Source organism: Curtobacterium sp. ME26, from assembly GCF_903970945.1.
GTDB classification, from domain to species: domain Bacteria; phylum Actinomycetota; class Actinomycetes; order Actinomycetales; family Microbacteriaceae; genus Curtobacterium; species Curtobacterium citri.
The window spans coordinates 1-13,023 of the sequence record NZ_CAJCKG010000003.1; the positions used below are offsets into that span (position 1 = coordinate 1).

Sequence of the window (13,023 nt, forward strand, 5' to 3'; positions counted from 1 at the left end):
GCCTCGACGGCGGCCTTCGGACGCGACGCGAACGTCTCGAACGCGGCACGGGGGGTCTCGCGGTCGTCGAGCGACGCGATGTCGCGGCCGAGGAAGAAGCCGCCCACCCAGTCGCCGATGACGCGCCACTTGCGCTCCCACGAGGGCATGGCCAGGCCGTGGTAGCCGCGGTGGGCGCCCCAGGCGAGGAAGCCCTTCATCGCGAACTTGCCGGACTGGAACACACCGGTGCCGAGGCCGAGGCCCGCGACGGCGCCGAGGTTCTCGTGCTTGTAGTCGTTCGTCGCCTCGCCGCGGATGACCGCGGTGAGGTTCTTCGCGAGCTGCTTCGCCTGGCGCACCGCGTGCTGGGCGTTCGGCACGCAGAAGCCGCCGACCCCGCCGCCGGTCAGGTCCGGCACGGCTGCGACGTCGCCGCAGGCCCACGCGTCGGCGACCACGCCGTTGTCGTCGACCACGCGGAGGTCCGGCTGCACGCGGATGCGGCCACGCTGCTCGAGCGGGAGGTCCGTGCCCTTGACCATCGGGTTCGCCATGACACCGGCGGTCCAGATGATGAGGTCGGACTCGATGGTCTCGATCGAGTCGTCCTTCGCCTTGAGCTGGCAGACGCCGCCCTCGGCCGAGGCGAGCTGCGTGTCGAGGTGCACGACGGCACCGCGCGACGCGAGGTTCTCGAGCACCCAGTGCGAGGTCTCGAGCGACACCTCGGGCATGATGCGCCCCATCGCCTCGACCAGGTGGAAGTGCGTGTCGTCGAAGGACAGCTCGGGGTAGCTCTTCAGCAGGTCCGAGGCGAACGAGCGGAGCTCGGCGAACACCTCGATGCCGGCGAAGCCACCGCCGACCACGACGACGGTGAGCAGGCGGTCACGCTCGGGACCGGCCGGCAGGTTCGCCGCCTTGTGGAAGTTCGTGAGGATCTTGTCGCGGATCGCCGCGGCCTCCTCGATGGTCTTCAGGCCGATGGCCTCGTCCGCGACGCCCGGGATCGGGAAGGTGCGCGAGACGGCGCCGGCGGTCATGACGATCTGGTCGTAGGACTCCTCCCACGCCTCGCCCTCGGCCGGGGTGATCGTCGCGGTCTTCGTGGCGTGGTCGACCTTCGTGACCTTGGCAGTGACGACACGCGTCTTCTTGAGGTGGCGACGGTGCGAGACGACCGCGTGCCGGGGCTCGATCGACCCCGCGGCCACCTCGGGCAGGAACGGCTGGTACGTCATGTAGGGCAGCGGGTCGACCATGGTGACCTCGGCTTCGCCCTCACGGAGGTGCTTCTCGAGCTTCCAGGCGGTGTAGAAACCGGCGTAACCGCCGCCGACGACGAGGATCTTGGGCACGGGGGATGATCTCCTTGGAGTGGGGTGGTTGCCGGGAGGCTGGTCAGAGTTCGCCGCCACCCGCCCCGACTCCGGCGTCTGCGATGCCATCATACGCCCGGCACTCACACCGGGAGGGCGACCAGGACGCGCGCTCGAGCGCGAGGTCGCCGATGGGGTTGACGCCGGGGCCGGCTGCGAGGGCGTGGCCGACGAGGGCGTGCAGGCACTTCACGCGGGTGGGCATGCCACCGGCGCTGATGCCGTCGATCTCGTCGACGTGCTCGATCGACTCGCGGTCCGCCAGGTAGGACTCGTGTGCCGCGCGGTACTGCGCCGCGACGGTCTCGTCCTCGAGCAGTGCCGCGAGTTCGGGCATGACGTGGTTCGCCTCGAGGGTGCTCACGGCCGCGGTGGCGGCGGGGTGGCACAGGTAGTAGAACGTCGGGAACGGGGTGCCGCTCTCGAGTCGGGGCTTCGTGGAGACGACGGTGGGGTTGCCACAGACGCACCGTGCCGCGATCCCGACGACGTCGCGTGCCGGTCGACCGAGCTGGGCCGACACGACCTGGACGTCACGGTCGGACGGCGGGTCGAAGGGAGGGGTGGTCACGGGCACGTGAGCCTACCGGAGACCCGGGCGCGGGCCTACTTCGTGTCGCTGGTGGCCGCGCCGGTGGGATCGCCCGTGCCGGAGACGTCCGGCGCGACGAGCTCCTCGGTGGTCTTGTCGGTCAGTCCCGACTGCAGGACGCTCGAGAGCATCGCCTGCACCCAGTCGACCTCGGGCGTCTGCACGGTCGAGCTCACCGGGCTGCCCGAGTCGGTCCGCGCCCGGTCGGACCCCTTCGCCTTCTCGGCGCCCATCACGAGGTAGCTCTCCTCGCCCGGGTACACGTAGAGCAGCCGGTCGCGTGCCTGCGCCTCGATGTAGGCGGGGTCGTCCCAGCGGGCGACGTCCTGCTTCTTCTGCGTGACGTCGGCCTTCTGCGCCGCGACCTCGCGCTGCTGCTGCGCGATCTGCTCCTGCTGCTGCACGAGCGTCCGCAGCGACGGGGCGAGCACGACCACGAAGAGCACGATGATCGCCAGCATGAGCAGGCTGAAGCCCGAGAACCGGATGGACCGGTACCAGGGCTGCTCGTGCGCGCCGGTCTCCGGCACGGCCACGGGGACGCGGCGGACGCGGGGCTTCTGGCTGGGCACGGTCCAACGGTAACCCGGCCCGGGTGCGACCCGGGGCCCGGCACGCGGACCGTCGCGCGTCGTTCGGCACCCTCCCAGCGGCCGCGGCCGGGAGGCGCGGCCCACGCCCGCCCCGTCGGTCCCGCCCGCAGTCGGGTCACCACCGCGGACGCTGGCCGAGCGTGCTGGACGTGCCGCTCACGTCCGCCGAGTGGGCAGGAACCGTCGCTGCAGGGCGACGAGCGTGACGGATCGGGCCCGCTCGACTCCGTCGAGCGGGCCCGACAACGACGCGACGCCGCCCTCCCGAGGGAGGACGGCGTCTCGTGTGGTGCGTGTCCTAGAGCGCGGCGGCGCGGGGGAACGCGGTGCGGCCTGCGTAGACGGCGGCGTCACCGAGCTCCTCCTCGATGCGGAGCAGCTGGTTGTACTTGGCGACGCGGTCCGAGCGGGCCGGGGCGCCGGTCTTGATCTGGCCACCGTCGACGGCCACCGCGATGTCCGCGATGGTGGTGTCCTCGGTCTCGCCCGAGCGGTGCGACAGGATGGCGGTCATGCCGTGGCGCTGCGCCAGGGAGACGGCGTCGAGGGTCTCGGTCAGCGTGCCGATCTGGTTCACCTTGACCAGGATCGAGTTGCCGGCCTGCTCGTCGATGCCCCGCTGCAGACGCTTCGGGTTGGTGACGTACAGGTCGTCGCCGACGAGCTGCAGCTTCGAGCCGAGCTCGGAGGTCAGGTGCTTCCAGCCCTCCCAGTCGTCCTCGGCAAGGGCGTCCTCGATGGTGACGAGGGGGTAGTTCGCGACGAGGTCGGTGAAGTACCCCGTGAACTCCTCGCTCGAGAGCTGCTTGCCCTCGAACGCGTACTTGCCGTCGTGGAAGAACTCGGTCGCGGCGACGTCGAGGCCGAGCGCGATGTCCTTGCCCGGGGTGAAGCCGGCCTTCTCGATCGCGGCGAGCAGGAAGTCGAGCGCGGCACGGTTCGACGCGAGCTCCGGCGCGAAGCCGCCCTCGTCACCGAGGCCGGTCGCCAGGCCCTGCTTCTTCAGCTCGCCCTTGAGGGCGTGGTAGGTCTCGACGCCCCAGCGGAGGGCCTCGGAGAAGCTCTCGGCACCGTAGGGCACGAGGAAGAACTCCTGGATGTCGACGTTGGTGTCGGCGTGCGCGCCACCGTTGACGACGTTCATGAGCGGCACGGGCAGGGTGTGCGCGTTCGGGCCGCCGAGGTAGCGGAACAGCGGGAGGTCGGCCGAGTCGGCGGCGGCGCGGGCCACGGCGAGCGAGGCGCCGAGGATGGCGTTCGCCCCGAGGCGCGACTTGTTCTCGGTGCCGTCGAGCTCGATGAGCGCGGCGTCGACGAGACGCTGGTCGGTGGCGTCGAAGCCCTCGAGCGCCGGGCCGATCTCGTCGAGCACGGCGTCGACGGCCTTCAGGACGCCCTTGCCGCCGTAGCGGTTCGCGTCGCCGTCACGGAGCTCGTACGCCTCGAACGCACCGGTGGAGGCGCCGGACGGGACGAGCGCCCGCGAGACGACGCCGTCGTCGAGGAGGACCTCGACCTCGACCGTCGGGTTGCCTCGGGAATCGAGGACTTCGCGTGCGCCTACGGCATCGATCTGGGCCACGGGGTACTCCCTACGAGTTCGGTTGTGGTGATTGCGGGTCCGATCCTACCGACGCGCGGTGGAGCGGAGGTGTCGTGCGTCAGGACAGTGGACGGAACTCGGCGCCCTCGAGCGTCTCCGTGTCCGCCCGGACCGTCGCGAACGCGTCGAAGCCCTGCTCGACGAGTCCGGCGAGCTGGTTCTTGGTGTTCTTCACCCGTCGTTCGAGCCGGACCCGGCGGTGCGACCGGAGCGCCTCGTCCTTGAGCGCGGCGAGTCGGACGGGGTCGACGTCCTTGTCGTAGACGAGCACCACGGCGTCGGACTCGGCCGACTCCGGCAGCGTGACGAGGTCGACGAGCCGCTCGAACCCGAGCGAGAACCCGACCGCCGGGACGTCCTGGCCGAGGAAGCGCCCGATCATGCCGTCGTAGCGACCGCCGCCGCCGAGGCTGTACCCGAAGTCCGGGTGCGCCACCTCGAAGATCGTGCCCGTGTAGTAGCCCATGCCGCGGACCAGGGTGGGGTCGAAGCGCAGGTCGGCGCCGGGCAGCGCGTCGCGGAGGCGCAGGAGGTCGGCGAACGCCTCGGCGTCGAGCCACTCGGCGTCGGCCACGGCGTACCAGTCGGCGGACTCGAGCGACCGGATCGTGTCCTCGAGCCCGGGCAGCTCGGCGCCGGTGGTCTCGCGCAGTTCGGCGGCGACCCCGTCCGGCCCGATCTTGTCGAGCTTGTCGACCGTGATGAGGGCGCGCTCCGCGGCTCCGGGGTCGACGATGCCCCACGATCCGAGCAGCGCCGTCAGGATCCGCCGGTCGTTGATCCGGATGGTCGTCCCGGCGATGCCGAGGGCGTCGAGGGCCGCGGTCGTCGCGCTGATCAGCTCGATCTCGGCGAGCTGCCCGGGCTCGCCGAGCACGTCGATGTCGCACTGCACGAACTGGCGGTAGCGCCCCTTCTGCGGACGCTCGGCGCGCCACACGGGTGCGATCTGCACCGCCCGGAACACCGACGGGAGCTCGGCACGGTGCGAGGCGTAGAAGCGGGCGAGCGGGACGGTGAGGTCGAACCGGAGCCCGAGGTCTGCGAGGTCGAGCGGGGCCTCGGCACGGCGCACGTCGTCCGTCGTGAGCCCGCGCTTCATCACGGCGAAGGCGAGCTTCTCGTTGTCGCCGCCGAGGCCGGAGTGCAGGCGGGCGGCCTCCTCGACGACCGGCGTCTCGATCTCGTCGAACCCGTGCTGCGCGTACACGCCGCGGATGACCCCGAGGACGTGCTCCCGTCGTGCCTTGTCCGCGGGGAGGTGGTCTCGCATGCCACGGGGGGCCGTCACGGTCGTCGCCATGCGCCAATCCTGCCAGAACGCACCGGACCGCTTGCACGCGTACCGACCTGCTGATACATTGGATGCAGAACCTCGGTTCGGTGGTCTCCTGATCCGATCACCGGGCCGTTCGCGGGGCCGGTGTGCTGCAACGGGGTCCCGCGGTTCGGGCGGGTATCCCTGCCGACGTGACTTCCCTGGCACGTCGTCACCCGCTCGCGGGCACCCTCCTTTTTCGGGTTGGGAGGGTGCCCGCTCTCCTGACCGCGATCGCCCGCGATCCACTCCGCTCACGGTCTCCTCGACACGAGCCCCGGGCCGGTCTCACTCCGCAGCGCGCCCGGCCTCCTCGAGCCGCGCCACCGCCGCACGCAGGCCGCGCACGGGATCGATCCCCGCCGCCCGCGCCGCCGCAACCTGCTCCAGCACCGCACTCCCCCACGCCTCGTCACGGCCCTCCTGCTCGCGGCCCGCCCCGACCGCGGCGCCGACGACCGCCTCCGCGTCACCCCGCTCCTCGAGTCGTTCGAGCAGCTTCACCGCCCGCTCCAACGGCGGCATCGCGCGGGGCACACCGTCGAACACGCTCGTCCGCGCGGCCTTCTCCGCCGCCTTCGCCGCTCGCCAGACCCGGACGACCTCGTCCTCGGTGTCGGCGTGCTCGTCGCCGAACACGTGCGGGTGCCGGCGGACCATCTTGTCCCGGACGTCGGCGGCGACGTCCTCGAGGTCGAAGCGCCCGGCCGCCGCGGCGATCCCGGCGTGCAGGACCACCTGGTAGAGCACGTCCCCGAGCTCCTCGCGGATCTCGGCGTCGTCCCCCGAGTCGATCGCGTCGACGAGCTCGTACGACTCCTCCACCGCGTACCGCGCGAGCGAGCCGTGCGTCTGTGCACGGTTCCACACGCACCCGCCCTCGGACGCGAGCAGGCGGTCGACGACTTCGACGAGGTCCGGTACGGCGGTCATGCCGTCATGCTGGCACGCAGTCCGCTCCGGTACCCTGGACGAGGTGTGTCGGGAAGCCTGGTCGACGGTCCGTCGTCCGTACCCGGAACCAGGAGAACCGTGCAGGCACTCGTCCGCTCGCCCCGCTTCAGCGCCATCGCGCTGCTCACCGCCGCCGTCCTCGGCCTGATCGTCGCGAACTCCGCGCTCGGGCCCGGCCTCGAACGGCTCCTCGACGCGCACTCCCCGTGGGGCGCGGTCGGTCTCGACCTCTCGGTCGCGCACTGGATCAGCGACGGTCTGCTCGCCGTCTTCTTCCTGCTGGTCGCCATCGAGCTGAAGCAGGAGGTCGTCGACGGAGAACTGTCGAACCCGAGGACCGCCGTCATCCCGGCGATCGCGGCGGTCGGCGGGGTGATCGTCCCGGCGGTGGTGTTCCTGGTGGTCACGACGGGCACCCCGTACCAACACGGCTGGCCGATCCCGACGGCGACGGACATCGCCTTCGCCCTCGGGGTCCTCGCGATGTTCGGCCGCGGGCTGCCGTCGACCGTGCGGGTGTTCCTGCTCGCCCTGGCCGTGCTCGACGACCTCATCGCCATCGTCATCATCGCCGTGGTCTTCGCGCACGGCACGGACCTCACCGCCCTCGGCGGCGCGGCGGTCGCCCTCCTCGTGTTCGCCGTCCTCGGTCGGCTGCTCCGCCCCGGCCGCTCCGGCCAGGGCTGGATCATCGCCGCGATGGTGCTCGTCGGCCTCGTCACGTGGTGGCTCGTGTACCACTCGGGCGTGCACGCGACGATCGCCGGGGTCGCGCTCGGCCTGGCGCTCCCCCGCCGCCCCGGGCACACGCTGCACGAGCGGGTCGAGCCGTGGTCGAACGCGGTCGTGCTGCCGGTCTTCGCGTTCGCCTCGGCTGCCGTGGTGGTCCCGAGCGTCGGCATCGGTGAACTGTCCCCGACGTTCTGGGCGGTCGTGCTCGCGCTGCCGGTCGGCAAGGTGATCGGCATCACGCTCTTCGGCTCGGTCGCGACGCGCATCTTCCGCGCGCCGGGCCGCTCGACACTGTCATTCGGGTCGATCGTGACCGTCGGTGTGCTCGGCGGGATCGGGTTCACGGTCTCGCTGCTCATGAACGAACTGGCCTTCGCCCGGAACGAGGAGGTCCTCGACGAGGGCGTCCTCGCCGTGCTGGTCGGCTCCGGCATCGCGATGGTCGCGTCCGCGATCGTCGTCAGCCTGCGCGCGCGGCGGTACCGTGCGCGTCGCGAGCTGTCCGAGGCGGAGGCGACCGAGTAGGTCGGGGCGCAACGCCACGACGGCCTGGAGGCGCGGTGCCGGCTGGCACCGCGCCTCCAGGCCGTCGGGTGGTCCGATCAGGCGGCGGGCGTCTCCGCCGGGGCCTTCGAGGCCCCGTAGACGGCCGTCATGATGCTCTCCACCCACTCAATGAGCCCGGCGTCGGGCAGGGACTCGCCGTGCGGCTTCGGCAGCGGGATGCTCGCGGCGTCCTGCTGCGGGAACCAGCGTGCGCCCGGGTACATCCGCTTGAGCCGGACCTGCGCCGAGTCGGCGAGCTCCTTGCCAGCCACGCGGAGGTTCGACCCCATCACGACCACGTCGGACAGGCCGACCTGCTGGGCCATGCGGCGGAGCCGGGAGACCTCGACGAGGGTGAGGACGGCCTGCGGCGGCTGCCCGTAGCGGTCGGTGAGCTCGTCGAGCACCATGTCGATCGCCTCGGGCTGCGCAGCCGGGGCCGATGCGGCCGACAGCTTCTGGTACGCCTCGAGCCGGAGCCGCTCGGACTCGACGTAGTCCTCGGGGATGTGCGCGTCGACCGGGATCTCGAGCCGGAGCTCGGTCTGGCCCTCGGCGACGTCGCCGCGGAACTGCGACACCGCCTCGCCGATCATGCGGAGGTACAGGTCGAAACCGACCCCGGCGATGTGCCCGGACTGCTCGCCGCCGAGCAGGTTGCCGGCGCCGCGGATCTCGAGGTCCTTCATCGCGACCTGCATGCCCGCGCCGAGCTCGTTGTTCGCGGCGATGGTCTCGAGCCGGTCCTGTGCGGTCTCGGACAGCGGCTTGTCGGCGTCGTAGAGGAAGTACGCGTACCCGCGCTCACGACCACGCCCGACACGACCGCGCAGCTGGTGCAGCTGCGACAGGCCGTACTTGTCGGCCTTGTCGATGATGAGCGTGTTGGCGTTCGCGATGTCCAGTCCGGTCTCGACGATCGTGGTCGACACGAGGACGTCGAACTTCCGCTCCCAGAAGTCGACCATGACCTGCTCGAGGGTGCCCTCGGACATCTGCCCGTGCGCGACCTGGATGCGGGCGTCCGGCACGATCTCGGCGAGGTGCGACGCGACCGACTGGATGTCCTTCACGCGGTTGTGCACGTAGAACACCTGCCCCTCGCGGAGGAGCTCGCGGCGGATCGCGGCGGCGACCTGCAGGTCCGACTGCGGGCCGACGAAGGTCAGGATCGGGTGGCGGTCCTCCGGCGGGGTCGCCAGTGTCGACATCTCGCGGATGCCGGTGACCGCCATCTCGAGCGACCGCGGGATCGGCGTCGCGGACATGGCCAGGACGTCGACGTTGGTCTTGAGCTTCTTGAGCTGGTCCTTGTGCTCGACACCGAAGCGCTGCTCCTCGTCGATGATCACGAGGCCGACGTCCTTGAACGCGATGTTCTGCGACAGGATCCGGTGCGTGCCGATGACGATGTCGACGGTGCCGTCGGCGAGCCCGGCGATCGTCTCCTTCGACTCCTTCTCGCTCTGGAAGCGGCTCAGCGCACGCAGGTGCACGGGGAACCCGGCGAAGCGCTCCTGGAACGTCTCCATGTGCTGGCGCACGAGCAGGGTCGTCGGCACGAGGACCGCGACCTGCTTGCCGTCCTGCACGGCCTTGAACGCCGCGCGGATCGCGACCTCGGTCTTGCCGTAGCCGACGTCGCCGGAGAGCAGGCGGTCCATCGGGATGGGGCTCTCCATGTCGCGCTTGATCTCGTCGATCGTGGTGAGCTGGTCGGCGGTCTCGGCGAACGGGAACGCCTCCTCGAGCTCGCGCTGCCACGGGGTGTCGGGCCCGAACGCGTGGCCCTTCGACGCCATGCGCGCGGAGTAGAGCTTCACGAGGTCGACGGCGATGTCGCGGACGGCCTTGCGCGCCTTCGACTTCGCCGCGGACCAGTCCGACCCGCCCATCTTCGACAGGGTCGGGTTCTCGCCACCGACGTACCGCGAGAGCTGGTCGAGCTGGTCGGTCGGCACGAAGAGCTTGTCGCCCGGGTAGTTCCGCTTCGACGGCGCGTACTCGAGCACGAGGTACTCCCGCTGCGTCTTCACGGCGTTGCGGCCGCCGGAGCTGACCTCGCGAGAGACCAGCTCGACGAACTTGCCGATGCCGTGGGTGTTGTGCACGACGACGTCGCCCGGCTTCAGCTGCAGCGGGTCGACGACGTTCTTGCGGCGACCGGCGAGCTTCTTGACCGTGCGGGCGCCCTGCTGGACGCTGCGGCCGTAGAACTCGGCCTCGCTGAGCAGGGCGATCCGCGGGTCGGGGGTGGCGAAGCCGGCCTCGACCGAGGCCGTCGTGACGATCACGACGCCCGGCTCCGGCGGCGCCGTGAGGTCCTCGGCACGCGCGGCGACGCCGGCGTCGGCGAGCACCTGGACGGCGCGCTCGACGAGCCCCTTGCCCTGCGCCGTCACCACGACGCCCCACCCGTCGTCGACGAGGTGCTTGACGTGCTCGACGGCGCCGTCCGCGCTGCCCGCGAAGCTCGGGATCGCCTCGGCGCGCACCCGGATGTACTCGCCGGCCTCCGCAGCGGCCTCGGCGTCGCTGAGCACGCGGTCCCGGTCGCCCTCGTCGAGCCCGGAGTCGAACGGCGTCACCGTCCACCAGGTGCGCTGGCCGCGGGTGTTCTTGAGCTGCTGCACGGACAGGAAGTTGCCCGCGTCGAGGTCGATGGGCGCCTGTGCCCCCGCGACCGCGGCGCTCCAGGCGGCCTGCAGGAACTCGGTGTTCGTCTCGGCCAGGCTGTGCGCGCGCCCGGCGACACGCTCGGGCGAGAGGACCGCGATCGTCGCGGCCTCGGGCAGGTACGTGGTGATCGGCACGAGGTCCTGCACGAGCGCCGGCGCGAGGGACTCCATGCCCTCGACCGGGATCCCTTCGGCGATCTTCGCCAGCATCTGGGACAGGTTCGGGAACTCGTGGAGCATCTCGCGGGCCCGCTGGCGGACGTCGTCGCTGAGCAGGAGCTCGCGGGATGCGGTGAGCTCGACCGACCCGAGGTCGTCGTCGGTGGTGCGCTGGTCGGCCACCGAGAACGCCTTGATCGCCTCGATCTCGTCGCCGAAGAAGTCGACGCGCACGGGGTGGTCGGCGCCCGGGGGGAAGACGTCGAGGATGCCGCCGCGGACCGCGAACTCGCCGCGGCGGGTGACGAGGTCGACGCGGGCGTACGCGAGGTCGACGAGCTGCGACGCGATCTGCGCGAGGTCGTTGCCGCGCGAGTCGGTCCGGAGGGCGACCGGCGCGAGCGACGTCAGGTTGCCCGCGATCGGCTGCAGCGCGGCCCGCACGCTCGCGACCACGACGGTCGTGCGACGGTCGGCCGGATCGGCGCCCTGCCACGCCGCGAGCTTCCGGAGCGTCGCGATGCGCGTGCCGACGGTCTGCGCGCTCGGGCTGAGGCGCTCGTGCGGCAGGGTCTCCCACGCGGGGAACTCGAGGACCTCGGCGTCGGGCACGGTGCAGGTCAGCGCGCCGCGGACCGCCTCGGCCTCGCGCCCGGTGGCCGTGACGACGAACAGGCACTGGGGACCGCCGCGCTCGGCGAGCAGGGCGCCGAGCAGCGGGACGCGCAGGCCGTCGACGACGGAGAAGTCGGCGTCACGCGCGGCGGCGCGGAGGACACGATCGAACGCGGAGGCGCGCGAGAGCGCAGGGATGATGCCCGAGATCGTCACTCAGACGATGGTACCGGCGGCGTCCGACACACGGTTCGGCGTGCGCGGCCGGCGAACACGGGCCGCGCACACCGGTCAGCTGCGGCGGCGACACCGCAGCAGGAGGCCGGCCGCGACGAGGACCGCGGCGGCGAACAGTGCCGGGGCGAGCGGCGTCGCACCGGTCCAGGCCAGTGCGCCCCGCCCGGGTCCGGCAGCGGTGTCGCTGCCGGTGGCCGCGGGGTCGGCTGCCGGTCGGCCGGGAGGCGCGGTGCCGGTGTCCGCGCCACCCGCGGTGTCCGAGGGGGTCGCCCCGGAGCCGGGGGCCGCCGTGGGGGCGCCGGTCGGGTCCGGTCGCGCGGCACCCGTCGGTCCGCTGGTCGCCGTCGGCGACGGTGCGACGGTGGCCGTCGGCGTCGCGGTCGCCTGCGCCGTCGGGGTCAGGGTCGGCTCCGGGGTCAGGGTCGGCGTCGGGGTCAGGGTCGGCGTCGGGATCGGGGTGGTCGGCGGATCGGTGGGACCCGACGTCGGAGCCGGGGTCAGGATCGGCTCCGACGTCGGGAGTGGGGTCGGATCGGGGGTCGGCGCGACCGTCGCGGTCGGGTCGGCGGTCGGGTCGGGGACCGGCGTGCCCGCGGCGGTCGGCTCCGCGGTGGGCTCGGTCGTCGCGGTCGGGCTCGGGACGGCGACCTCGCGTCCGGAGGACGTGGCCGTCACCATCCGCTGCCGGTTGTAGTCCGCGACGACGAGCGTCCGGTCCGGTCCGACCGTCACGGCGGTCGGGTTCGCCAGCGTCGATCCGTCCGGAGCCGTCGAGAACGCCGCGTTCCATGCACCGGCTGTCCGTGCCCAGACCACACCGTGTCCGATGTCCACCGCGAAGACGTCGGCGCCGTCGACGGCGACACCGCGGAGCCTCGACTGCGCGTCTCCCGGGAAGCCGAGTGCCGTGGCGGTCCCCGTCGCACGGTCGACCTGCCAGACCTCGTCGGTCCCGGCGTCCGTCACGGTGAGCGTCCGGCCGTCGGTCGACACCGCGACGCCGCTCGGGTCGGTCCACGGACCCGCCACCGTCGTCCACGCGTCGGAGCCGAGTCCGGCGGTGAACAGCGAGCCGCTCCCCGGGACCGCGGCGAACACGGTCGTGTCGGACACCGCGAGCTCGGACACCGCTCGGCGGACGGGCGGCGCCGTGCGGGAGAGGACGCGACCGTCGGCGTCGAGCACGGCGAGTGCGGGACGACCGGCCTCGGCCACGACGATCCGACCGTCCGCGGTGGTCGTGACCGCCGAGGGGTTCCACAGGTCACCGCTGCCGGTCCCGAAGGGCGCGACGACGCTCCAGGTGCCGTCGACCGCGCGGCGCAGCAGCCCGTTCGCCGAGAAGTCTGCGAGGAGCAGCGACCCGTCGGCGGCCCGGTGCACGTCGTTCGGCGCACCGAAGCGCGTCGCGACCGGGGGCGCGGCGGTCTCCGCGCTCGTCGGGGTCCAGGTCTCGGTGACGGCGACCGCGCCGTCCTGCGTGAGGATCGAGGCCAGTCCGACCGCGATGACCGCGATCGCCGCGGGCACCACGCCCACGGCTGCCCGGAGTCGCGGTGTCGGTCGTTCCCGGTGCGGTGCTGGTCCCATGGTCGTCCCCCTCGTCGGGGACGGTCTCCCCGCGGCGAACCTACC

At 72.2% G+C, this 13,023-nt stretch carries 9 protein-coding genes; 1 reads left to right on the forward strand and 8 read right to left on the reverse strand.

Annotated features, from left to right (window positions below; genetic code table 11):
• The 6 genes from H7A69_RS01655 to H7A69_RS01680 all read right to left on the reverse strand — a co-directional run.
• Positions 1–1,340, reverse strand: a 1,340-nt coding sequence (locus H7A69_RS01655; RefSeq protein ID WP_182045456.1) for an NAD(P)/FAD-dependent oxidoreductase, incomplete at its 3' end; no start/stop codon positions are given.
• Between the two features lie 43 nt (positions 1,341–1,383).
• Positions 1,384–1,932, reverse strand: a complete 549-nt coding sequence (locus H7A69_RS01660) for a DUF501 domain-containing protein (RefSeq protein WP_069711706.1) — start codon at positions 1,930–1,932, stop codon at positions 1,384–1,386.
• A gap of 35 nt (positions 1,933–1,967) precedes the next feature.
• On the reverse strand, positions 1,968–2,525 hold the full coding sequence (locus H7A69_RS01665) for an FtsB family cell division protein (protein WP_182045457.1): 558 nt from the start codon (positions 2,523–2,525) through the stop codon (positions 1,968–1,970).
• A gap of 319 nt (positions 2,526–2,844) precedes the next feature.
• On the reverse strand, positions 2,845–4,128 hold the full coding sequence (gene eno, locus H7A69_RS01670; RefSeq protein ID WP_069711708.1) for a phosphopyruvate hydratase: 1,284 nt from the start codon (positions 4,126–4,128) through the stop codon (positions 2,845–2,847).
• A gap of 79 nt (positions 4,129–4,207) precedes the next feature.
• Complete coding sequence (gene hisS / locus H7A69_RS01675; RefSeq protein ID WP_182045458.1) at positions 4,208–5,452, reverse strand: histidine--tRNA ligase; 1,245 nt, start codon at positions 5,450–5,452, stop codon at positions 4,208–4,210.
• Between the two features lie 303 nt (positions 5,453–5,755).
• Positions 5,756–6,400, reverse strand: a complete 645-nt coding sequence (locus H7A69_RS01680) for a MazG family protein (protein WP_182045459.1) — start codon at positions 6,398–6,400, stop codon at positions 5,756–5,758.
• Positions 6,401–6,499: 99 nt separating this feature from the next.
• Between H7A69_RS01680 and nhaA the strand changes: the two genes are divergently transcribed.
• Positions 6,500–7,678: a Na+/H+ antiporter NhaA gene (gene nhaA, locus H7A69_RS01685; protein WP_259346024.1), complete on the forward strand. Its 1,179-nt coding sequence runs from the start codon at positions 6,500–6,502 to the stop codon at positions 7,676–7,678.
• Between the two features lie 77 nt (positions 7,679–7,755).
• Here the strand turns inward: nhaA and mfd are convergent, their stop codons facing one another.
• Entirely contained in the window at positions 7,756–11,367 is a 3,612-nt protein-coding gene (gene mfd / locus H7A69_RS01690; protein ID WP_182045461.1) for a transcription-repair coupling factor, read from the reverse strand.
• Positions 11,368–11,442: 75 nt separating this feature from the next.
• Positions 11,443–12,978 carry a hypothetical protein gene (locus tag H7A69_RS01695; protein ID WP_182045462.1) on the reverse strand — a complete coding sequence of 512 codons (1,536 nt, stop codon included), beginning with the start codon at positions 12,976–12,978 and terminating at the stop codon, positions 11,443–11,445.
• Positions 12,979–13,023: the final 45 nt, after the last annotated feature.